Origin of the sequence: Isoptericola variabilis 225, assembly GCF_000215105.1 — a bacterium.
GTDB classification, from domain to species: domain Bacteria; phylum Actinomycetota; class Actinomycetes; order Actinomycetales; family Cellulomonadaceae; genus Isoptericola; species Isoptericola variabilis_A.
Genome location: NC_015588.1, coordinates 1,047,306 through 1,069,654, shown reverse-complemented (window position 1 = coordinate 1,069,654; position 22,349 = coordinate 1,047,306). Strand labels below are relative to the sequence as shown.

The 22,349-nt window shown below is 73.8% G+C and carries 21 protein-coding genes; 6 read left to right on the top strand and 15 right to left on the bottom strand.

Annotated features, from left to right (window positions below; translation table 11 throughout):
- Positions 1-59: 59 nt before the first annotated feature.
- Positions 60-1,562 (bottom strand): NAD(P)H-quinone dehydrogenase, encoded by a 1,503-nt coding sequence (locus ISOVA_RS04915; protein ID WP_013838154.1) that lies wholly within the window; start codon positions 1,560-1,562, stop codon positions 60-62.
- A 56-nt stretch (positions 1,563-1,618) separates the two neighbouring features.
- Here ISOVA_RS04915 and ISOVA_RS04910 point away from each other — a divergent pair, with 56 nt between their 5' ends.
- Both ISOVA_RS04910 and ISOVA_RS04905 read left to right on the top strand, forming a co-directional pair.
- Positions 1,619-2,473: a purine-nucleoside phosphorylase gene (locus ISOVA_RS04910; protein WP_013838153.1), complete on the top strand. Its 855-nt coding sequence runs from the start codon at positions 1,619-1,621 to the stop codon at positions 2,471-2,473.
- A 22-nt stretch (positions 2,474-2,495) separates the two neighbouring features.
- Complete coding sequence (locus ISOVA_RS04905; RefSeq protein ID WP_013838152.1) at positions 2,496-4,313, top strand: phospho-sugar mutase; 1,818 nt, start codon at positions 2,496-2,498, stop codon at positions 4,311-4,313.
- Here the strand turns inward: ISOVA_RS04905 and ISOVA_RS04900 are convergent.
- The 14 genes from ISOVA_RS04900 to ISOVA_RS16390 form a co-directional block, all read right to left on the bottom strand.
- A complete protein-coding gene (locus ISOVA_RS04900; RefSeq protein WP_013838151.1) occupies positions 4,310-4,789 on the bottom strand; it encodes a TIGR00725 family protein in 480 nt (159 codons plus the stop codon). The genes ISOVA_RS04905 and ISOVA_RS04900 overlap by 4 nt on opposite strands.
- Before the next feature lie 5 nt (positions 4,790-4,794).
- Positions 4,795-5,586 carry a siderophore-interacting protein gene (locus ISOVA_RS04895; RefSeq protein ID WP_013838150.1) on the bottom strand — a complete coding sequence of 264 codons (792 nt, stop codon included), beginning with the start codon at positions 5,584-5,586 and terminating at the stop codon, positions 4,795-4,797.
- Between the two features lie 140 nt (positions 5,587-5,726).
- Positions 5,727-6,446, bottom strand: coding sequence for a deoxyribose-phosphate aldolase (deoC, locus tag ISOVA_RS04890; protein WP_013838149.1), 720 nt, complete (start codon positions 6,444-6,446; stop codon positions 5,727-5,729).
- Positions 6,443-7,540, bottom strand: a complete 1,098-nt coding sequence (locus ISOVA_RS04885; protein WP_013838148.1) for an adenosine deaminase — start codon at positions 7,538-7,540, stop codon at positions 6,443-6,445. The genes deoC and ISOVA_RS04885 overlap by 4 nt, the downstream gene beginning before the upstream one ends.
- Positions 7,541-7,612: 72 nt before the next feature.
- On the bottom strand, positions 7,613-7,849 hold the full coding sequence (locus ISOVA_RS04880) for a hypothetical protein (RefSeq protein ID WP_013838147.1): 237 nt from the start codon (positions 7,847-7,849) through the stop codon (positions 7,613-7,615).
- A gap of 60 nt (positions 7,850-7,909) precedes the next feature.
- Positions 7,910-8,545 (bottom strand): hypothetical protein, encoded by a 636-nt coding sequence (locus ISOVA_RS15375; protein WP_013838146.1) that lies wholly within the window; start codon positions 8,543-8,545, stop codon positions 7,910-7,912.
- Between the two features lie 225 nt (positions 8,546-8,770).
- The gene (locus tag ISOVA_RS04870; protein ID WP_013838145.1) at positions 8,771-10,081 is read right to left on the bottom strand and encodes a thymidine phosphorylase; all 1,311 of its coding nucleotides are present in this window, start codon (positions 10,079-10,081) and stop codon (positions 8,771-8,773) included.
- Positions 10,078-10,503 carry a cytidine deaminase gene (locus ISOVA_RS04865; protein ID WP_013838144.1) on the bottom strand — a complete coding sequence of 142 codons (426 nt, stop codon included), beginning with the start codon at positions 10,501-10,503 and terminating at the stop codon, positions 10,078-10,080. Before ISOVA_RS04865 ends, ISOVA_RS04870 begins: the two co-directional genes overlap by 4 nt.
- 2 nt (positions 10,504-10,505) lie before the next feature.
- Positions 10,506-11,798, bottom strand: coding sequence for an ABC transporter permease (locus ISOVA_RS04860; protein ID WP_013838143.1), 1,293 nt, complete (start codon positions 11,796-11,798; stop codon positions 10,506-10,508).
- The gene (locus ISOVA_RS04855; RefSeq protein ID WP_013838142.1) at positions 11,795-13,162 is read right to left on the bottom strand and encodes an ABC transporter permease; all 1,368 of its coding nucleotides are present in this window, start codon (positions 13,160-13,162) and stop codon (positions 11,795-11,797) included. Before ISOVA_RS04855 ends, ISOVA_RS04860 begins: the two co-directional genes overlap by 4 nt.
- Positions 13,159-14,679: an ABC transporter ATP-binding protein gene (locus ISOVA_RS04850; RefSeq protein WP_013838141.1), complete on the bottom strand. Its 1,521-nt coding sequence runs from the start codon at positions 14,677-14,679 to the stop codon at positions 13,159-13,161. Before ISOVA_RS04850 ends, ISOVA_RS04855 begins: the two co-directional genes overlap by 4 nt.
- Positions 14,680-14,803: 124 nt before the next feature.
- Complete coding sequence (locus ISOVA_RS04845; protein ID WP_013838140.1) at positions 14,804-15,892, bottom strand: BMP family lipoprotein; 1,089 nt, start codon at positions 15,890-15,892, stop codon at positions 14,804-14,806.
- A gap of 196 nt (positions 15,893-16,088) precedes the next feature.
- Positions 16,089-17,270 (bottom strand): amidohydrolase, encoded by a 1,182-nt coding sequence (locus ISOVA_RS16395; RefSeq protein ID WP_013838139.1) that lies wholly within the window; start codon positions 17,268-17,270, stop codon positions 16,089-16,091.
- Positions 17,267-18,415 carry a mannose-1-phosphate guanylyltransferase gene (locus tag ISOVA_RS16390; RefSeq protein WP_013838138.1) on the bottom strand — a complete coding sequence of 383 codons (1,149 nt, stop codon included), beginning with the start codon at positions 18,413-18,415 and terminating at the stop codon, positions 17,267-17,269. The genes ISOVA_RS16395 and ISOVA_RS16390 overlap by 4 nt, the downstream gene beginning before the upstream one ends.
- 170 nt (positions 18,416-18,585) lie before the next feature.
- Here ISOVA_RS16390 and sdhC point away from each other — a divergent pair, with 170 nt between their 5' ends.
- Genes sdhC through ISOVA_RS04815 form a run of 4 tightly spaced genes read left to right on the top strand, consistent with a single transcriptional unit; the run spans position 18,586 to position 22,055 of the window.
- Positions 18,586-18,969: a succinate dehydrogenase, cytochrome b556 subunit gene (gene sdhC / locus ISOVA_RS04830; RefSeq protein WP_013838137.1), complete on the top strand. Its 384-nt coding sequence runs from the start codon at positions 18,586-18,588 to the stop codon at positions 18,967-18,969.
- A complete protein-coding gene (locus ISOVA_RS04825) occupies positions 18,969-19,433 on the top strand; it encodes a succinate dehydrogenase hydrophobic membrane anchor subunit (RefSeq protein ID WP_013838136.1) in 465 nt (154 codons plus the stop codon). The genes sdhC and ISOVA_RS04825 overlap by 1 nt, the downstream gene beginning before the upstream one ends.
- 13 nt (positions 19,434-19,446) lie before the next feature.
- On the top strand, positions 19,447-21,282 hold the full coding sequence (gene sdhA, locus ISOVA_RS04820; protein WP_013838135.1) for a succinate dehydrogenase flavoprotein subunit: 1,836 nt from the start codon (positions 19,447-19,449) through the stop codon (positions 21,280-21,282).
- Positions 21,282-22,055 (top strand): succinate dehydrogenase iron-sulfur subunit, encoded by a 774-nt coding sequence (locus ISOVA_RS04815; protein WP_013838134.1) that lies wholly within the window; start codon positions 21,282-21,284, stop codon positions 22,053-22,055. The genes sdhA and ISOVA_RS04815 overlap by 1 nt, the downstream gene beginning before the upstream one ends.
- The last annotated feature ends 294 nt before the right edge of the window (positions 22,056-22,349 follow it).

Genomic DNA, 22,349 nt, shown 5'->3' with positions numbered 1-22,349 from the left:
GGCGTCATGCAACCACGGCGTCGGCGCCTCGTCACCGGCCCGGGCGGGCTCGGTCCAGGTCAGCGCCCGGTGAGCTGCCCGTGCAGCACGCGCGCGGCCTCGGCGATCGAGCCCGTGAGCGAGGGGTAGACCGTGAACGCGTTCGCGACGTCGTCGACCGTGAGCCGGTGCGAGACCGCGAGCGTGATGGGGAAGACGAGCTCGCTCGCGCGCGGCGCCACGACGACGCCGCCGAGCACCACGCCGGCCTCGGGGTGGGCGAAGAGCTTGACGAAGCCGTCGCGCATGCCGTGCATCTTGGCGCGCGGGTTGCGCGCGAGCGGCAGCGTCGTCGTCACGTAGCGCGAGCCCTGCGAGCGCAGCCGCTCCTCGCTGTACCCGACGGTCGCGATCTCCGGCGCGGTGAAGATGTTCGCCGCGACCGTCCCGAGCTGCAGCGGCGCGACGGCGTCGCCGAGCGCGTGCGCCATCGCGGTGCGGCCCTGCATGGCCGCGACGGACGCGAGCGGCAGCACCCCGGTGCAGTCGCCCGCCGCGTAGATGCCGCGCACCGAGGTGCGCGAGACCTTGTCGACCTCGACGTGCCCCGACTCGGTCAGCCGCACGCCCGCCTCCTCGAGGCCGATGCCGCGGGTGGACGGCACGGCGCCGACCGCGATGAGCACGTGCGAGCCCTCGACGACGCGACCGTCGGCGAGCGTCACGGCCACCCCGTCCGCGGTGCGCTCGGCCGACGCCGCGCGCGAGCGCGAGAGCACCGTCATGCCGCGCGCGCGGAACACGCCCTCGAGCAGCTCGGCCGCGTCCATGTCCTCCCCGGGCAGGACGCGGTCGCGCGAGGAGACGAGCACGACGTCGGACCCGAGCGTCTGGTAGGCGCCGGCGAACTCCGCGCCCGTGACGCCCGAGCCGACGACGATCAGCCGCTCGGGCAGCTCCGTGAGGTTGTACAGCTGGGTCCAGGTGAGGATGCGCTCGCCGTCGGGCACCGCGGTGGGCAGCGTGCGCGGGGTGGCGCCGAGCGCGAGCAGGATCGTGTCGGCGTCGAGGGCCGTCGTCGAGCCGTCCTCGCCGTCGACGACGACCTTCGACGGGCCGTCGAGGCGGCCCGTACCGGCCAGCACCGTGACGCCCTCGCGCTCGAGCCGGGCGCGGATGTCGGCCGACTGCGCCGCCGCGAGCGCGACGAGCCGGGAGTTGACGGCCTGGAGGTCCACGAGGTGCCGGCGCGCCTCGGACGCGGGCGGGGCGGTGGCGTCGCCGAGCGTGCCGGACCGGATGCCGAGCTCGGTCGCGCTCTCGGCGATGGTGAGCCACTCGGCGGTCGCGATGAGCGTCTTGGAGGGCACGACGTCGGTCAGCACGGCCGCGCCGCCGAGCCCCTGCCGCTCGACGACGGTGACGCGGGCACCGAGGCGGCGGGCGACGAGCGCGGCCTCGTAGCCCCCGGGGCCGCCCCCGACCACGACGACGTGGTGCCCGGGCTCGGCCACCACCTCGGACGGCTCGGTCGTCAGGGTCGCGGCGGTCGTGTCCTGGGGTGTGGTGTTCGCGGTGGGCACGGCGCCATTGTGTCAGGCCCGGGCGTCGGGGCCTCGGCGGGGCTACCCTCGGGACCATGAGCACGACGCCCGCCCGCACCGTCCCCGACCTCGACGACCCGGCCACCGACCCGTTCGACGTGGCCCACGCCGCCGCCGAGCACATCGCCGACGTGACCGGGGTGCCCGGTCACGACGTGGCGCTCGTGCTCGGCTCCGGCTGGGGCGGTGCCGCCGAGCTGCTCGGCGACGTCGTCGCGGAGATCCCCACGCACGAGATCCCGGGCTTCGCGAAGCCGTCGGTCCTCGGGCACGTCGCCACGACGCGCTCGATCCGCGTCGAGCGGCCCGACGGCTCCGTCCGCCACGCGCTCGTCATCGGCGGCCGGACGCACCTGTACGAGGGCAAGGGCGTCCGCCGCGTCGCGCACGGCGTCCGCACGGCGGCCGCGACGGGGTGCACCACGGTCGTGCTGACCAACGGCTGCGGCGGCCTGCACATCTCGTGGCGCCCGGGCCAGCCCGTGCTCATCAAGGACCACCTCAACCTCACCGCGACGTCGCCGCTCGAGGGCGGCACGTTCGTCGACCTGACGGACCTGTACACGCCGCGCCTGCGCGAGCTCGCCAAGCAGGCCGACCCCGACCTCCCCGAGGGCGTGTACGCGCAGTTCCGCGGCCCGCACTACGAGTCGCCCGCCGAGGTCCGCATGGCCGGCATCATGGGCGCCGACCTGGTCGGCATGTCGACGACGCTCGAGGCCATCGCGGCCCGGCACTGCGGCATGGAGGTGCTCGGCATCTCGCTCGTGACGAACCTCGCGGCGGGCATCAGCCCCCAGCCGCTGTCCCACGAGGAGGTGCTCGAGGCGGGCCAGAAGGCCGGCCCGCGCATCAGCGACCTGCTCGCCCGCATCGTCAAGTCCCTCTGAGACCCGAGGAGGGGTCCCACCGATGACCAGCCTGGACACCGACGACCCGGCCTGGGAGCCCACGACGGGCGGCCCGCACCTGTCGGCGCTGCTCGACCAGGTCGAGGCCTGGATCGCGGCCGACGTCGACGAGGACGACAAGGCCGAGCTGAGGGCGCTCCTCGACCGCGCGACCGCGGACGACGGCGCGAAGTACCCCGCGGCCGTCCTCGAGCTGCGCGACCGGTTCAACGGGACGCTGCAGTTCGGCACGGCCGGGCTCCGGGGCACGATGGCCGCCGGCCCGAACCGCATGAACCGTGCGGTCGTGGTCGGCGCGGCCGCCGGCCTCGGCGCGTACCTCGCCGACGCCCTCGGCGCGGACGCGACGCCGCGGGTCGTCGTCGGGTACGACGCGCGGTACCGGTCGGCCGACTTCGCCCGGGACACGGCCGCGGTGCTCACGGCCGCGGGCGCCGAGGTGCTGCTGCTGCCCGCGGCGCTGCCGACGCCGGTGCTCGCGTTCGCGGTGCGCCGCCTCGGCGCCGACGCGGGCGTCATGGTCACCGCGAGCCACAACCCCGCGCGCGACAACGGGTACAAGGTGTACCTCGGCGGGCGGGTCGTGACGGACTCCGGCCAGGGCGCGCAGATCGTGCCGCCGTACGACGCGCTCATCGCGGAGCGGATCGCCGCCGTCGGCCCCGCCGCGGCCGTCCCGCGCGCCGAGTCGGGCTGGCGGGTGCTGGGCCGGGAGATCGTCGACGACTACCTGGCGACCGTGCGCGCGCTGTCCGACGGCGCCCCGCGCCGCCTGCGCATCGTCACGACCTCGCTGCACGGCGTCGGCGGCCGGGTGCTGGCGCGGGCGCTCGCCGAGGCAGGGTTCACCGACGTGCTGCCCGTCGAGGAGCAGCTCGACCCGGACCCGCGCTTCCCCACCGTCGCGTTCCCCAACCCCGAGGAGCGGGGGGCGATCGACATGGCGATCGCGCTCGCGTCCGAGGCGCGGGCCGACCTCGTCATCGCGAACGACCCCGACGCCGACCGGTGCGCGGTCGCGGTGTACGACCCGACGGTCGGCACGTACCAGGGCGCCGAGACCGCCCGCTCGCACGGGTGGCGGATGCTGCACGGCGACGAGGTCGGCGCGCTGCTCGGCGTCGACGCGGTGACGCGGCACAAGGCCCCCCTCGGGGGCGACGGGCGGCAGCGGACGCTCGCGAGCTCCGTCGTCTCCTCGCGCGTGCTGGCCCGGATCGCCAAGGCCCACGGCTTCGGGCACGCGACGACGCTCACCGGCTTCAAGTGGATCGCGCGCACGCCGAACCTCGTCTTCGGCTACGAGGAGGCCCTCGGCTACTGCGTCGACCCGGAGAACGTCCGGGACAAGGACGGCATCAGCGCCGCGGTCGTCGTCGCGCAGCTCGCGGACCGGCTCAAGGCCGAGGGACGCACGCTCGTCGACGCGCTCGACGACGTCGCGCGCGCGCACGGCCTGCACCTGACCGACCAGCTCTCGGCCCGGTTCAGCGACCTCGAGCGCATCGGCGAGACGATGGCGCGCCTGCGCGCCCACCCCCCGCGCACGCTCGCGGGCGCCGGCGTCTCACGGATCCAGGACCTCTCGGCGGGCGTCGACGGGCTGCCGCCCACCGACGGGGTGCTCCTCGAGGCGGGCGACGGCACGCGCGTCATCGTGCGCCCGAGCGGCACCGAGCCCAAGGTCAAGTGCTACCTCGAGGTGGTCGTGCCCGTCGCGCGCGACGCGACGTCGTACGACGTCGGCAAGGCGCGCGTGGCAGCGCACGCGCGGCTCGACAAGGTCAAGGCCGACATGCGGCGGGCGCTGGGACTCTAGCGGGCGCCGGCCGCCGCGAGCGCGGCCGCGACCGCCTCCTCGGGCGTCGCGGCCGCCCGCGGCCCGTCCGGGAGCTCGCTGCCGTCCGCGTCGCGCACCTGCCAGCCGCCGATGGTGACGACGGGCGTGCCGCGGCGCCGGGCGAGCGCGACCTCGGACAGCGTGCCCCACGAGCCGCCGACGACGACCACGACGTCGGCGGAGGCGACGAGCACCGCGTTGCGCGCCTCGCCCAGGCCCGTGGCCAGCGCGACCGACACGTGCGGGTTCGCGCCGTCGCGCCCGCCGGGAAGGACGCCGACGACGAGCCCGCCCGCAGCCCGCGCGCCCGCGCTCGCGGCGGCCATCACGCCGCCCCCGCCGCCCGTGAGCACGACGGCACCGGCCTCCGCGAGGAGGCGACCGACGTCGTGCGCCGTGCTGCGCTCCGTCTCGGAGCACTCGCGCGGGCCGCACACGGCCACCTGGAGCGCCACGGCCGTCAGACCCGGGCGAGCGCCGCGTCGTCCTGCTCGACGGCGGCGACCCAGGTGCGCTTCTCGGCGCGCCACGCCTCGTCGGTGCGCCCGCGGCGCCAGTAGCCCGACGCGGAGAGCAGCTCGGTCGGGACGCCGAGCTCGGCGCGCGCCCAGCGGCGCAGGTCGCGCACGCAGCCGGCCTCGCCGTGGAGGAACGCGTGCGGCACGCCGTCGGGCAGCTGGCCGGCCGCGTGCGCGCCGAGCACGGCGTCGACGAGCGTGCGCGTGCCGCGGTGGACCCACGTGATCCGCGCGTGCGCCTCCGTGGTGACGGCCTGCTCGTCGGCAGGACCAGGGACCTCGACGAACGCGCGGGCGACCGTCCCGGGCGGCATCGCCTCGAGCGCCGAAGCGATCGCGGGCAGCGCGGAATCGTCGCCCGCGAGCAGGTGCCACGGCGCCCGCGGGTCGGGGGCGTACCCGCCGCCGGGGCCGAGGAACGTCACCCGCTCCCCCGGCCGGACGCGCTCGGCCCACGGACCGCCGTACCCCTCGTCGCCGTGGACGACGACGTCGACGTCCCACGCGCCGTCGCGCACCGCCCGGACCGTGTAGGTGCGCACGAGCGGCCGGCCGCCCGGCTCGGCGGGCTCGCCCAGCACGAGCTTGACGTACCGGTCGGTGAACGGCGTGGGGTCGAGCGCGGCGAGCTCGTCGCCGCCGAGGGTCACGCGGACCGTGTGCGGCGTGACGCGGCGCACGGCCGTCACCGTCGCGCTGTGCGGGGTGCGCTTGCGCGCGGGGGTCTCCGTCATGGTGAGGCGAGCCTAACTGACGCCACTCCCGCGACGTAGCGCTCCGCTCGCCGAGGTAGCGCGCGATCCCGCGAGGTAGCGCTCGATCCGCGCTACCTCGCGGGGTGGAGCGCTACCTCGCCGGGCCGAGCGCTACCTCGTCAGTAGGTGTCGCCCGACGGCGCGGCGCCCGCGGCGCCGCCGTCGAACCCCGCCACCACGGCCGCGGTGCCGGAGAGCCCGAGCCGTGTTGCACCGGCCTCGATCATCGCCAGGGCGTCGTGCAGGGTCCGGATGCCGCCGGACGCCTTGATCCCGAGCCGCCCGCCGACGGTGCGCGCCATGAGCCGCACGGCCTCCACGGACGCGCCGCCGGCCGGGTGGAAGCCGGTCGACGTCTTGACGAAGTCGGCGCCCGCGGCCTCCGACGCGCGGCACACGGCCACGATCTCGTCGTCGGTCAGCGCGGCCGACTCGATGATGACCTTGAGGACCGTGTCCGCGGGCACGGCGGCGCGGACGGCGGCGACGTCGGCCTCGACGGCCGCGAGGTCGCCCGCCTTCGCGGCGCCGACGTCGATGACCATGTCGACCTCGTCGGCGCCGTCGGCGACCGCGCGGGCGGCCTCGGCGGCCTTGACGTCGCTCACGTGCTTGCCGGACGGGAAGCCGCAGACGGTCGCGACCGCGAGCCGGCCCTCGGCCTCGGCGACGGCGTGCGCGACGAACGTCGGCGAGACGCACACCGAGAACACCCCGAGCCGCGCACCCTCCTCGACGAGGGCCGTGACGTCCGCGGCCGTGGCCTCGGGCTTGAGCAGCGTGTGGTCGACGTAGCGCGCGAGCGCGGCGGGGTCGGTCGGCAGGGTGGGGGTGGTCACGGCTGCGCTCCCTCGATCTTCTGGTAGCCCGGGAGGATGACGTCGTCGACGAGCGCGCGCCGCTCGTCGTGGTGGATGAAGGCGCTCCACGCCGCGGTGATCGTCACGTCGGCGAGGTCGTCGATCGTCCAGCCGGCCTCGGTGACGAGCAGGCGCATCTCGTGCGACATCGACGTGCGCGACATGAGCCGGTTGTCCGTGTTGAGCGTGACGGCGAAGTCGAGCTCCTTGAGGCGCGTGATCGGGTGGTCGGCGATCGTCGAGCCCGCGGCCGCGGTCTGCAGGTTGGAGACCGGGCACACCTCGAGCGGGATCTGGTGGTCGCGCACCCAGTGCGCGAGCAGTCCCAGCTCGGCGCGCCGCTCGCCCTCCGAGAAGGTGATGTCCTCGACGATCCGCACGCCGTGCCCGATCCGGTCGGCCTTGCCGAGGTGGACGGCCTGCGCGATCGAGTCGACGCCCGCGGCCTCGCCCGCGTGGATCGTCACGGGCACGTTGTTGTCCGCGAGGAACTGCCACACGTCGGCGTGGCGCGACGGCGGGAAGCCGTCCTCGGGCCCGGCGATGTCGAAGCCGACGACGCCCGCGTCCCGGTAGGCGACCGCGAGCTCCGCGACCTCCTGCCAGCGGTCGGTGTGCCGCATCCCCGTCACGATCTGGCCGACGCGGATGATCTGGCCGCGGGCGGCGGCCTCACGGATGCCCTCGTCGATGCCGGCCTGGACGGCCTCGACCGTGTCGGGGAGCGTCAGGCCGCGCCGCAGGTGCTGCTCGGGCGCCCAGCGCTGCTCGGCGTAGACCACGCCGTCGGCGGCCAGGTCGAGCACGGCCTCGCGCGCGACGCGGGCGAGCGCCTCGGGCGTCTGCATGACGGCGATCGTGTGGTCGAACGTCTCGAGGTAGCGCACGAGCGAGCCCGAGTCCGCCGCCTCGCGGAACCACGTGCCGAGCTCCTCGGCGTCCTGGGCGGGCAGCTCGTGACCCACCTCGTCGGCCAGCTCGAGCACGGTCTGCGGGCGCAGCCCGCCGTCGAGGTGGTCGTGCAGCACGACCTTGGGCAGGGACGGGATGATGTCCACGAGGGCTTGGGTCATGGGCTCAACCTACCGGCGCCCGGCGGGCCGTCGCGCGCCGCCGGGCGCCGGGGTGAGCGGCCTCACGCGGCCTCACTCGTAGTCGAGGTCCTCGGGGTCGTCCGCCAGCTCCGGGACCACCTGGGACTGCTCGACCACGTCGGCCTCGTTGGCCGCACCGTCCAGGTCGGGGCGTGGGGTCCGGGGCCGGTACTCCTCGGTCTCCTCGGGTTCCTCCTCGGGCGAGGAGACCTCCTCGAGCAGGCTCGTCGTGTCCTCGACGTCCTCCAGACCTGCGTCACGCCAGGCGTCGTCCGGGACGGTGCTCATCGCGGGCTCCCTTCGTTCGCTCGACGACGGTGGGTACCCATCGTGGCCCACCCGGGCCCGTCACGCCAGGGGGCGTCGCGCCGGTGAGAGCCCGCGGGCGTCCCGCGGCAGCAGCGCCCACACGACGTGCGGCCAGCCCCCGAGGGCGGCGGTGAGCGCCGCACGGTCGTCGCCCGCGACGTCGTCGGGCGCGGCGAGCGCCTCCTCGGGCACCGCGTGCAGGCTGCCCGACGACGGCTCGTACAGCCGCGCGGTCCCGTCGCCGACGGCGGTGAGCAGCACGACGTGGCGCGGCACCGCCGCCGCGGCGCCGCCGTCGAGGTCGCCGCCGCTGAAGAGCGGCACGGGCACGCCCGCGCCCGCCGCGGCCGCCGCGGCGGCGAGCACGTCGCGGCCGCGACTCCGCCCGACCACGCGGTGCGCGTACCGCACCCGCCCGTAGCGGGCGACGCGAGCGGCGCCCCAGGGCGGCGTGCCGAGGCCGTCGGGCCACAGCGGGATACCGAGCGGGCCGCGGTTGGTGCGCGCCTTGAGGGTGCGCTGGAGCGTGGCGAACGCGGCCGCCGGGCCGGCCGGCCGGGAGGCGAGGTCGAGCGCCCGGTGCGGGTCTCCGGCGAGGAGCAGCATCACCAGGACGGCCGACCCGTACGTGGACTCGTCGACCTGGCGCGCCACCGGTCCCGGGCCCGCGAGCACCGGCAGGTGCAGCGGCCGGGGCTCCCCCCACGGCGGGCGGCGCGCAGTAGGTCCCGATCGGGTCGAGCACGCGCTCGGGCACCGGCTCGGGCAGCGTCGCCAGGAGCGCCGCGACGTCGTCGGGGACCGGGGGCCGCCGGTACCGCCCCGCAAGCGGCGTCACCGGGGCGCGGCCCGCGAACGCGCCGACCGCGCCGAGCAGGTCCGTGAGCCGCAGCGCCACGCTCAGCGGATCCGGTCGAGCACCAGCGGCCGCGTCGGCACGGCGGTCCCCGCCGGGGCGACGCTCCACGCGCCCTCGAGCGCGTCGCGCGCGCGGTCGAACCGCTCGGGCGTGTCGGTGTGCAGCGTGAGCAGCGTCTGGCCCGCGACGACCTGGTCCCCGGGCTTGGCGTGGATCTCGACGCCGGCCCCGGCCTGGACCGGGTCCTCGCGGCGTCCGCGGCCGGCGCCGAGGCGCCACGCCGCGACGCCCACGGCGTACGCGTCGAGCTCGGCGAGCACGCCCGTGCGGTCGGCCACCACGTGCTCGGTCTCGCGCGCGACGGGCAGCTCGGCGTCGGGGTCGCCGCCCTGCGCCGCGATCATGCGGCGCCACGTGTCCATCGCCCGCCCGTCGGCCAGCGCCCGGCGCACCTCGTCCTCCCCGGTGGGCCGGTCGGCGGCGGCGAGCATCTCGACCGCGAGCGCGACCGTGAGGTCGACGACGTCGCGCGGTCCGCCGCCGGCGAGCACGTCGAGCGACTCGCGGACCTCGAGCGCGTTGCCCGCGGTGCGCCCGAGCGGCACCTCCATGTCCGTGAGCAGGGCGACCGTGCGCACGCCCGCGTCCGTGCCCAGGTCGACCATGGTGCGGGCGAGCTCGCGCGCCTGGTCCACGTCCTTCATGAACGCGCCCGAGCCGACCTTGACGTCGAGCACGAGCGCGCCCGTGCCCTCGGCGATCTTCTTGCTCATGATCGAACTCGCGATGAGCGGGATCGCCTCGACCGTCCCGGTGACGTCGCGCAGCGCGTAGAGCTTCTTGTCGGCGGGCGCGAGCCCCGCCCCGGCGGCGCAGATCACCGCGCCGACGTCCTCGAGCTGGGCGAGGACCTCGGCGTTGCTCAGCGACGCGCGCCAGCCCGGGATCGACTCGAGCTTGTCGAGCGTGCCGCCCGTGTGCCCGAGCCCGCGGCCCGACAGCTGCGGCACAGCCACCCCGAAGGTCGCGACGAGCGGCGCGAGCGGGAGCGTGATCTTGTCGCCCACTCCCCCCGTCGAGTGCTTGTCGGCCGTGGGGCGCGACAGCGACGAGAAGTCCATGCGCTCGCCCGAGGCGATCATGGCCGCGGTCCACCGCGAGATCTCGGCGCGGCTCATCCCGTTGAGCAGGATCGCCATGGCGAGCGCCGACATCTGCTCCTCGGCCACCACGCCGCGGGTGTAGGCGTCGATCACCCAGTCGATCTGGGCGTCGGACAGGCGGTGCCGGTCGCGCTTGGTGCGGATGACGTCGACGGCGTCGAACGGCTCGGCCACGGAACGGTCGTTCATCGGTTCTCCAGGTCGGCGGCGCCGAACGCGTCGGGCAGCACCTCGGTCATGGGCACGACGCCGCGCACGGTCTCGACCTGCAGCCCCGGGCCCCCGTGCTCCCAGAGCAGCTGGCGGCAGCGGCCGCACGGCATCAGGACGTCGCCGTTGCGGTCGACGCACGTGAACGCGACGAGCCGCCCGCCGCCCCCGACGACGAGCGCCGAGACGAGCGAGCACTCGGCGCACAGGGTCACCCCGTACGCGGCGTTCTCCACGTTGCAGCCGACGACGACGCGGCCGTCGTCGACCAGGGCGGCGGCCCCGACGGGGAATCTCGAGTACGGGACGTAGGCCCGGGTCGCGACGTCGCGCGCGGCGGCGCGCAGCGCCTCCCAGTCGACCTCGCCGCGCGCGCGGGGCTCGGGGGTCGGCACGGTCACGGTCACTCCTTGGTGTAGGGCACGCCGTCGGCGGCGGGCGCCCGCGAGCGGCCCACGAGGCCGGCGACGGCGAACAGCGTCACCACGTACGGCAGCATGAGCATGAACTGGCTCGGCACGGGCGAGCCGACGACGGACAGGACGTTCTGCAGGTTCGTCGCGAAGCCGAACAGCAGGCCGGCCAGCGCCGCGCGCACCGGGTCCCACTTGCCGAAGATCACCGCGGCGAGCGCGATGAAGCCCGCGCCCGCGGTCATCTCGCGGTTGAACTGGTTGATGGACACCACGGTGTAGAAGGCGCCGCCCAGGCCGGCGACCGCGCCCGCCGTGAGGATCGCCCGGTACCGGGTGCGCACCACGTCGATGCCGACGGTGTCGGCGGCCTTCGGGTGCTCGCCCACCGCGCGCACGCGCAGGCCCCAGCGCGTGCGGAAGAGCGCGAACCACACGACGAAGACCATGACGAACATGAGGTAGACGACGATCGTCTGGTTGAACAGCACCGGGCCAACGACGGGGATGCGCTCGAGGAACGGGATCGGGATGCGCGCGAACCGGGTCGTCGTGTTGAGCGTCTCGGCGTTCGGCACGAGCACCTGGGAGTACATGAAGCTCGTCAGGCCGATGACCAGCACGTTGAGCACGACGCCGACGATGACCTGGTTGACCTTGTACGTGATCGTGAACAGGCCCAGCACGAGGGCGACGAGCGCGCTCGCGAGCACGGCCGCGACCAGGCCCGCCCAGGGGCTGCCCGTAAGGGACCCGACGATCGCGGCCGTGAAGGCCCCGGCGAGCAGCTGGCCCTCGATCGCGATGTTGACCACGCCGGCCCGCTCGCCGATGACGCCGCCCAGGGCGCCGTAGACGATCGGCACGCACAGCACGACGGCGCCGCTCAGCAGGCCGACGACCGACAGGTCGCGCGGGCTGCCGGCCGCGGCCCACGCGAGGAAGCCGACGAGCAGCGCGGCGGCGTAGACCGCCGTGGCCCACAGCGGGACCCGGCGCCCGGCGAGCGTGCGCACCACGGCGAGCGCGACGACGGCGAGGCCGACCGCGGCGCACACCCACGCGGTGGCGAGCGCCGGCACCTCGAGCGTGGGCAGGACGAACAGGTCCCGGTCGGTCGAGAGGCGGAAGCGCGCGGCCCCCTCGTGCGGCGCGAGCAGCAGCAGGAGCGCGTACAGGGCGAGAACGACGCCCAGCACGGTCACGGCCTTCCAGGTCACCGTGCTCACGGCGCGCGGCGTGGCCGCCTGGGGGGCCGAGGCGGTGACGGTCGCGGCGGTCATGCCTGTCCCTCCGTCGTCGTGGCGGTCGAGCGGACCGGCGGCGTGCTCCGCCTCCGGGTGCCCGGCTGGGGCAGCCGGAAGATCGCCCGCACCAGCGGCGGCGCGGCGATGAACAGCACGATGAGCGACTGCACGACGAGGACGATCTCGATCGGGATGCCCTCGGCGGCCTGCATCGCCGAGCCGCCCGCCTTGAACGCGCCGAAGAGGATGCCCGCGCCGAGCACGCCCCAGGGGTTCGAGCCGCCGAGCAGGGCCACGGTGATCGCGTCGAAGCCGATGCCCGCGTCGATGTCGGCGCTGAAGCCCGTCGTGACGGTGCCGAGCACCTGCTGGACGCCCGCCAGGCCGACGAGCGCACCGGCGACGAGCATGACCGACACGGTCGTGCGCGGGACGTCGATGCCCGCGACCCGCGCCGCCTTGGGGTTCGCCCCCACCGCGCGGAACGAGAAGCCCATGCTCGAGCGGTTGAGGAGCCACCACACCAGCACGACCGCGAGCAGGGACAGCACGAAGCCCCAGTGCAGCGGGAACTGCGAGCCCAGCAGCGGCGGCAGGATCGCCGACTCCTGCATGGGCGGCGTCTTGGGGTTCGCCGAGCCGGGTGCCTGCAGCAGGCCGGGGGTCGCCAGGAGGTAGGAGAGCAGGTAGAACGCGACGTAGTTGAGCATGATCGTCACGATGACCTCGTGCGCCCCCGTGCGGGCCTTGAGGACGCCCGCGATCCCGGCCCACAGCGCGCCGGCGAGGACGCCCGCGACGAGGGCGAGCAGGAGGTGCAGCGGGAAGGGGACACCCTGGACCCCGAAGCCGACCCACCCCGCGGCACTGGCGGCCATGAGCATCTGCCCCTGGCCGCCGATGTTGAACAGGCCCGCGCGGAACGCCAGCGCGACGCCGAGACCCGCGGCGATGAGGGGCGCCGCGTTGGTCAGCGTCTGCGTGAGCGGCCGGATCGCGGCGGCGAACGTGTCGGCCTGGTAGTTGTAGACCGAGCCGCGGAATAGCGCCGAGTACGCGCCGCCGACGGCGTCGCCCACCGCGGTGAGCGTGTCCGTCGGGCGGGCGAAGAAGTACGTCGCCGTCTCCTGCACGCGCTCGTCGGTGAGGACGATCATGATCGAGCCGGCCAGGACGGCCAGCACGATCGCGCCGAGCGAGACGACCCAGCCGCCCGCGACGACGCGCCGGAAGGCGTCGCGCCACCGGTCGCCCGTCTCCTCGACGGTGGTCTCGGCCTCGCGGGCCCGCTCCTGCTCGAGCTCCTCGGCGAGGCCGGGCTCCGCGTCGGGGTCGACGGTGCCGAGCACCTCCTCCAGGGGGTTCTCCGGCTCCCGGGGGCCGGGCGTCTGCCCGCTCACGCGGCGTCTCCTTCGGTCTCGGGGACGATGCCGGCCATCATGAGGCCCAGCACGTCGCGCGGCGTCGTGGACGGCACGATGCCGACGACACGGCCGCGGTACATGACCATGATCCGGTCGGCGAGCGCGACGGCCTCGTCGAGCTCGGTCGACACGACGACGACCGGGATGCCGGCGTCGCGCGTCTCGACGATCCGCTTGTGGATGAACTCGATCGAGCCGACGTCGACGCCGCGCGTCGGCTGGGCGGCCACGAGCAGGCGCAGGTCGCGCGAGAGCTCGCGGGCCAGGACGACCTTCTGCTGGTTGCCGCCGGACAGGCGTCCCACGGGCACGTCGATGCCCTGCGTGCGCACGTCGAACTCGGCGACCTTCTCGCGCGCGAAGTCGTCGCGCGCGGCGAGCTGCAGCGAGCCGGCACGGACGAACGGCGGCCCGTCGGTGCGGTCGAGGATGAGGTTCTCGGCGATCGTGAACTCCGCGACGAGCCCGTCCTCGGTCCGGTCCTCGGGGACGAACCCCACGCCCGCGTCGAGGATCTGGCGCACCGAGCGGCCGACGAGCTCCTTGCCGTCGAGGCGGATGCTGCCCCGCACCGACTCCTGCAGACCCAGCAGGGCCTCGGTGAGCTCCGTCTGCCCGTTGCCCTGCACACCGGCGACCACGAGCACCTCGCCGCCGTGCACCGTGAAGCTCACGCCGTCCACGAGCACCTGGCCGTCGGGTCCGGTGACCACGAGGTCGGTGACCTCGAGCGCGTTGTCGCCGAGGCGCGGCGCCTCCTTGTGCACCGTGAGCTCGACGGCGCGCCCCACCATGAGGGAGGCGAGCTCGGCGTCGCTCGCCGTCGGGCTGGCCTCGCCCACGACCTTGCCGTGGCGGATCACGGTGATGCGGTCGGCGACCGCGCGGACCTCGCGCAGCTTGTGCGTGATGAACACGATGGCCGCGCCCTCGTCGCGCAGCTGGCGCATGATCCCCATGAGCTCGTCGGTCTCCTGGGGCGTGAGCACCGCCGTCGGCTCGTCGAGCACGAGGACGTCGGCGTTGCGGCTCAGCGCCTTGATGATCTCGACCCGCTGCTGGACGCCCACGGGGAGGTCCTCGACGACGGCGTCGGGGTCGACGTGGAAGCCGAAGCGCGCCGAGATCTCGCGGACCTTCTCGCGCGCCGAGTCGAGGTCGAGCACGCCGCCCGCCTTGGTGGACTCGTGGCCCAGCATGACGTTCTCGGCGACGGTGAAGACCGGGACGAGCATGAAGTGCTGGTGCACCATGCCGATGCCGGCGGCCATCGCGTCGCCCGGCCCGTCGAAGCGCTGGACCGCCCCGTCGAGGAGGATCTCGCCCTCGTCGGCCGTGTACAGGCCGTACAGGACGTTCATGAGCGTGGACTTGCCGGCACCGTTCTCGCCGAGGAGGCAGTGGATCTCACCCGGTTCGACGACGAGGTCGATGTGGTCGTTGGCGACGAGCGCCCCGAAGCGCTTGGTGATGCCTCGCAGCTCGAGCCTCATGGCGTAGGTCTGCCTTCCTCGCGACGCCACCGTCGCGGCCAGCCTAGGGCGTAGGTGGCGGCGGGTCCCGGGGAAGCCCCCGGGACCCGCCGCTGGTTCGTCGATCGGTGTCGGACGGACCCGATCACTCGGCCAGGTACGAGGTGACCTCGATCTCGCCGTCGATGATCTGCTGCTTGAGGGCGTCGACCTCCTCGACCAGCGCGGGGTCGACCTTGTCCTCGAAGTCGTGCAGCGGGGCGAGGTCCACGCCGCCGTTCTCGAGCGTGCCGACGTACGGCTCGGCGTCGAACTCGCCCTGGCCGGACGCGAGCACGGCCTCGTACGTCGAGACGTCCATCTTCTTGAGGATGGAGGTCAGCACGTAGGGCCGGGTCGACGGGTCGGTCTCGTAGAAGTCGGCGTCGACGCCGATGAGGGTGATCTCGCGGCCGGAGTCCTGGATCGCGGCGATCGCGGACTGGTAGATCGGGCCGCCGACCGGCAGGAGCACGTCCACGCCCTGGTCGATGATGTTCTGCGCGGTCGTCTTGGCCGTCTCGTTGGCCTCGAAGCCGCCAGTGAACGAGCCGTCCTCGCCGCCGGTGTAGCCGACGACCTCGACGTTGGCCCCGTTGACCTCGTTGTAGTGCTCGACGCCCTGCTTGAAGCCGTCCATGAAGATCGTCACGGTCGGGAACGGCTGGCCGCCGAAGGTGCCGACCTTGCCGGCCTCGGAGTAGCCCGCCGCGAGGTAGCCGGCGAGGAACGCGGCCTCCGCGGTGTCGTAAAGCAGCGGCTTGATGTTCTCGGCGTCCGGCTGGCCGTCGAAGTCGGCGTCCGCGGCGTCGTCCACGAGGATGTAGTCGACCTCGGGGTTCGCGGTGGCCGACTCGATCGTCGTGGCCGACAGCGCGAAGCCGACGCCGACGATGGCGTCGCAGCCCTGGCCCACGAGGGACTCCATGTTGGGCTTGTAGTCGCTCTCGGACTGCGACTGGACGTCCTTGAGCTCGACACCCAGCTCGTCGGCCGCCTTCTTGGCACCCTCGTAGCTGAGCTGGTTGAAGCTCTTGTCGTCGAAGCCGCCCTGGTCCGAGACGATGCACGGCGTGAAGTCGATGGCCTCGCCGCCCGAGCCGCCCGACTCGGTCTCCTCGGGGGCCTGGCCGCAGGCCGCCAGCGCGAGCGCCGCGGCACCGGCGAGGGCGGTGAGCTGGGTCGCTCTCTTCACCTGTCGCTCCTGTCAGATCTGTGAGGGGTACGGGCCGGAGTGGGGCCCGGACCGCTGTCAGGGGGCAGCCTAACCGCCGTCCGGTGGCTGAGACGTTTCACGGGTGTCACCGCTCGGAGTCGTTACCGAAGCGTCATCCTCAGGGTGACGTACCTCACCGCGCCACGCTCAGCCGCGCACCCTCAGCCACGCCTGCTCAGCCGCGCAGCGCGAACCTCGCGAGGAGCCGCGCGCCGACGCCGATCGCGCGCTCGTCGACCACCAGGTCGCCCTGGTGCAGGTCGTAGCGCCGGTCGCCGGGGGTCGCGGTGCCGAGCCGGGCCATCGCGCCCGGCACCTTCGTGAGGTACCAGGCGAAGTCCTCGCCGCCGAGCGACTGCTCGGTGAGGACCACGCCGTCGGGCCCGACGACGGCCTCGGCCGCGGCCTCGAGCCCGGCGGTGACCTGGGCGTCGTTGTCGACCGGGGGGACGCCGCGCGCGTGCCGGACGGTCACGTCGACGTCGTACGGGGCCACGACCTGCTCGACCGCGTCGTGCAGGACCTGCCCGGCCCGCTCCCACGCCCGCACGTCGAGGCAGCGCAGCGTGCCGCTCACGCTGCCCGTGGCCGGGATGGCGTTGTGGGCGTTGCCGGCGTGGACCGATCCCCAGGTCAGGTTGACGCCCGAGCGCGGGTCGAGGCGGCGGCCCAGCACGGCCGGCACCTGGGTGATCACCTGGCCGAGCGCGTACACGACGTCGCCGGTCAGGTGCGGGCGGGACGTGTGCCCGCCGCCCGAGGAGATCGTCACCGTCACGGCGTCCGAGGCCGAGGTGATCGGCCCGATGCGCGTGCCGACCTTCCCGACGTCGAGCTTGGGCTCGGTGTGCACCGCGGCGATGACCTCCACGCCGTCGAGCGCGCCCTGCGCGACGACGTCGTGGGCGCCACCCGGCATGGTCTCCTCGGCCGGCTGGAAGACGAGCCGCACGCCGTGCGGGAGCAGCCCCGCGGCGTCGAGCCGCCCGAGCGCGAGGCCGGCGCCGAGCACGACGGCCGTGTGCACGTCGTGGCCGCACGCGTGCGCGACGCCCGGCACCTGCGACGCCCACGGCAGGCCGCACGAGTCGGTCAGCGGCAGCGCGTCGATGTCGGCGCGCAGCGCGACGCGGCCGCGGCCGGGCACGTCGGGACCGACGTCGCACACCAGGCCCGTGCCCTCGAGGGGCACCGGGTCGAGCCCGGCCCGGCGCAGGCGGTCGAGCAGCAGCGCGGTCGTGCGGACCTCCTGCCGCGCGACCTCGGGGTGCGCGTGGATGTCGCGGCGCACCTCGACGAGGTCCGCCTCGAGGTCGGCGACCGCGGCGTCGAGGAAGGCGCCCGCGTCGGCGGTCACAGCAGGTCCTCCCGTCCGTGGTCGCGCACGGCGGTCACCATGTCCTTGACCTGCTGGGCGCGGGCCCGGGTCGTGACGAGCAGAGCGTCGGGCGTGTCGACCACGACGACGTCGTCGACGCCGAGCAGCGTGACGAGCCGCCCGCCCGCGGGCACCACGACCGACCCGGCGCTCTGGACGCGCACGACGTCCTCGCCGTCGCCGAGGACCTTGGAGCCGGCGTCGTCGGCGGACGGCAGGAGGGCCGCGAGCGAGTTGAAGTCGCCGACGTCGTCCCACCCGAACGAGCCCGGGACGACCGCGACGCCGCCGGTCGCGGCGACCGGCTCGGCGACCGCGTGGTCGATCGCGACCTTCTCGAGGCCCGGCCAGACCTCGGCCAGCACCGCGTCCCGGTCGGGCGTGTCCCAGGCGGCCGCGACGCGGCGCAGGCCGTCGTGCAGCGCGGGCCGGTGCTCGGCCAGGTGCCCCAGGAGCACCGACGTGCGGGCCACGAAGATGCCCGCGTTCCAGCGGTACTCCCCCGAGGCGAGGTACGCGCGGGCCGTCGCGGCGTCGGGCTTCTCGGTGAAGCCCCGCGCGTGCAGCGCGCTCGGCGCGCCGGCGACGTCGAGCGGCTCGCCGCTGCGCACGTACCCGAACGCGACCGACGGCCGCGACGCGGCGATGCCGATCGTCGTCACGTAGCCGGCGCGCGCGGCCGCGACCGCCTCCCGCACGGCCCGGGCGAACTCCGCCTGGCCCGTGACGACCTGGTCGGCGGCGAACGAGCCGACCACGACGTCGCCGTGACGGCGCTCGAGGACGGCGGCGGCGAGCCCGATGGCGGCCATCGAGTCGCGCGGGGCCGGCTCGGCCAGCACCTGCTCGTCGGCGAGCTCGGGCAGCTGCTCGCGCGCGGCGTCGACGTGCGGACGGCCCGTGACGAGAACCACGCCGTCGGGCCCCGCGAGCGGGACAAGCCGGTCGACCGTCGCCTGCAGCAGGGTGCGCCCGGAGCCCGTGAGATCGTGGAGGAACTTGGGCGCCCCGGCGCGCGAGAGGGGCCACAGGCGCGTCCCCGCGCCGCCCGCCGGCACGATCGCGTAGAACCCGTCGACCGGTTCGGTGCGTGCGGCGGCGCTGGCGGGGTCGGCGGGAGTCATGCCCGAAGCATAATGACGCGGCCCCTCGCGACGACATCACCGCTGTGCAATGGCTCACAGATCCGCCCGGTTCGGCCGCATTTCGGGGCGCGTGCCGCACGTGTACTGACCTGATGTCACTACAGTGACTTCACGTAACCCGCCCGAATCCGCCAATGGAGGCTCTCCCCGTGCCTACCGCTCCTGCTGGCACGCTCTACCGCGGCCGTGAAGGCATGTGGTCATGGGTCGCGCACCGCGTGACCGGCGTGCTCATCTTCTTCTTCCTGCTCGTGCACGTCCTGGACACCGCGCTCGTGCGCGTCTCGCCGGAGGCGTACAACGCGGTGATCGGGACGTACCAGACGCCGATCATGGGCCTCGGGGAGGCGGGCCTCGTCGCCGCGATCGTCTTCCACGCCTTCAACGGCATCCGGATCGCCCTGGTGGACTTCTGGTCCAAGGGCACCCGGTACCACCGCGCGATGCTGTGGGTCGTGGTGGGGCTCTTCGTCGTGACGATGGCGGGCTTCCTGCCGCGTCACCTCATGAACGTCTTCGGAGGTGGGCACTGATGGCCGCGACGCAGACCACCGGGGGCATCGCGTCGCCCCGCTCCCCCTACGCCCGCCGGACGACGACGCGGGGCAACTACGAGCTGTACAGCTGGGTCTTCATGCGGGCCTCGGGTGTGCTGCTGCTCGTCCTCATCTTCGGGCACCTGTTCGTCAACCTCATGGTGGGCGAGGGCGTCAAGGCCATCGACTTCGCGTTCGTCGGCGGCAAGTGGTCGAGCCCGTTCTGGCAGGTCTGGGACCTGCTCATGCTGTGGCTCGCGATGTTCCACGGCACGAACGGCGTCCGCACGATCATCAACGACTACGCGCAGCGGGACGCGACGCGGGGGATTCTCAAGGCGCTGCTCTACCTGGCCTTCACGGTCGTCGTGGTCCTCGGCACACTGGTCATCTTCACGTTCGACCCGTGCCCCGCGAACGCGCCCGCCGACCTCCTGCCGTCGATCTGCTCCGCGAGCTAAGGACCCTTCCCCGATGCAGACCCACCAGTACGACGTCGTGATCGTCGGCGCGGGCGGCGCCGGCATGCGCGCCGCGCTCGAGGCCTCCAAGGAGGCCCGCACCGCGGTCATCTCCAAGCTCTACCCCACCCGCTCCCACACCGGCGCCGCCCAGGGCGGCATGTGCGCCGCCCTCGCGAACGTCGAGGAGGACAACTGGGAGTGGCACACGTTCGACACGATCAAGGGCGGCGACTACCTCGTCGACCAGGACGCCGCCGAGATCATGGCCAAGGAGGCCATCGACGCGGTCCTCGACCTCGAGCGCATGGGCCTGCCGTTCAACCGCACGCCCGAGGGCAAGATCGACCAGCGCCGGTTCGGCGGGCACACGCGCAACCACGGCGAGGCCGCGGTGCGCCGCGCCTGCTACGCCGCGGACCGCACGGGCCACATGATCCTGCAGACGCTGTACCAGAACTGCGTCAAGCAGGACGTCGAGTTCTTCAACGAGTTCTACGTCCTCGACCTGCTCACCGACCACGACCTGACGACCGAGCAGATCGGCGACGGCGAGGAGGTCAACGCGACGGGCGTCGTCGCGTACGACCTGGCGACGGGCGAGATCCACGTCTTCCAGGCCAAGGCGATCATCTTCGCCACGGGCGGTGCCGGGAAGATCTTCAAGACGACCTCCAACGCGCACACGCTCACCGGCGACGGCATGGCGCTGGCCTACCGCCGCGGCCTGCCGCTCGAGGACATGGAGTTCTTCCAGTTCCACCCGACGGGTCTCGCCGGCCTGGGCATCCTGCTCTCGGAGGCGGCGCGCGGCGAGGGCGGCATCCTGCGCAACGCCGACGGTGAGCGCTTCATGGAGCGCTACGCCCCCACGATCAAGGACCTCGCGCCGCGCGACATCGTCGCGCGCTCGATGGCCAACGAGGTGCGCGAGGGCCGCGGCGCCGGGCCGAACAAGGACTACGTCCTGCTCGACCTCACGCACCTCGAGCCCGCGCACATCGACGCCAAGCTGCCCGACATCACCGAGTTCGCGCGCACCTACCTCGGCATCGAGCCCTACACCGAGCCGGTGCCCGTCTACCCCACGGCGCACTACGCCATGGGCGGCGTGCCGACGAACGTCGACGGCGAGGTGCTGCGTGACGCGCGCAACGTCGTCAAGGGCCTGTACGCGGCCGGCGAGGTCGCGTGCGTCTCGGTGCACGGCTCGAACCGCCTGGGCACGAACTCGCTGCTCGACATCAACGTCTTCGGCAAGCGCGCGGGCCGCGCCGCCGCGGCGTACGCGCGGACGGTGGACCGCCACCGCGAGCTCCCGGAGAACCCGGCGGGCCGCGTCGTCGAGCAGCTCGAGGAGATGCGCGACCGCCCCGACGGCGAGCGCGTGGCCGACGTGCGCCGCGCCCTGCAGGAGACCATGGACGCCAACGCCCAGGTGTTCCGCACGGGCGAGTCGCTGACCCAGGCGCTGTCGGACATCCGCGAGCTGCAGAAGCGGTACCGCAACGTGTCCGTGCAGGACAAGGGCAAGCTCTTCAACACGGATCTGCTCGAGGCGATCGAGCTCGGCTTCCTGCTCGACATCGCCGAGGTGACCGTCGTCGCGGCGCTCAACCGCAAGGAGTCCCGCGGCGGCCACTACCGCGAGGACTACCCGCAGCGCGACGACGCCAACTACATGCTGCACACCATGGCGTACCGCCGTCCGACGTCGGCCCCCGACGTCGCCGACGGGACCGTCAAGGGCTACTTCGACCACGTCGAGGAGTTCGGCGACTACAAGGTCGTCCTGGGCTCCAAGCCCGTCACCCAGACCCGGTACGAGCCGATGGAGCGGAAGTACTGATGACTGCTGTACTCGACAACGCCACCGCGTCCGCGGAGTCCCAGGTGGGCGCCGTGCCCACGTTCGAGGTCACGCTCCGGGTCCGCCGGTACAACCCGGAGTCGGCGCACGGCGACGAGGCGGTCTGGCAGGACTTCACCGTCACCGCGCACGGCACCGACCGCGTCCTCGACGCGCTGCACAAGATCAAGTGGGAGCTCGACGGCTCGCTGACGTTCCGCCGGTCGTGCGCGCACGGCATCTGCGGCTCCGACGCGATGCGCATCAACGGCCGCAACCGCCTGGCGTGCAAGACGCTGCTCAAGGACGTCAACCCGGACAAGCCGATCACGGTCGAGCCCATCAAGGGCCTGCCCGTGGTCAAGGACCTCGTGGTCGACATGGAGCCGTTCTTCGCCTCCTACCGCGAGATCATGCCGTTCCTCATCACGACGGGGAACGAGCCGAGCCGCGAGCGCATCCAGTCCCCCGAGGACCGCGCGCGCTTCGACGACACGACCAAGTGCATCCTGTGCGCCGCGTGCACCTCGAGCTGCCCGGTGTTCTGGACCGACGGCCAGTACTTCGGGCCGGCCGCGATCGTCAACGCGCACCGGTTCATCTTCGACAGCCGCGACGAGGGCGCGACCCAGCGCCTGGAGATCCTCAACGACAAGGAGGGCGTGTGGCGCTGCCGCACGACCTTCAACTGCACAGAGGCGTGCCCGCGCGGCATCGAGGTGACCAAGGCGATCCAGGAAGTCAAGCGCGCGATGATCACGCGCGCCTTCTGACGACGTAGCGCGTTCTTCGTCGAAGTAGCGCTCCGTTCGCCGAAGTAGCGCGTTCTCCCGCGAGGTAGCGCGTTCTCTCGCGACGTAGCGCGTTCTCTCGCGAGGTAGCGCGGCCGCCGGAGAGCGGGACGACACGACCCCGCGCACGGCAGCGTTCACGGGCCCCAGGGGGCCCTCCACTTCGGGTCTGACTGCCGTGCGCGGGGTCGTGTCGTCCCGCCCTCCTCCGCTGTTCGCTTGCTTTCGTCGTGCACGACGGCGGTACTTCCGTCTCTGCGTGTCGTCCTCCCGGGC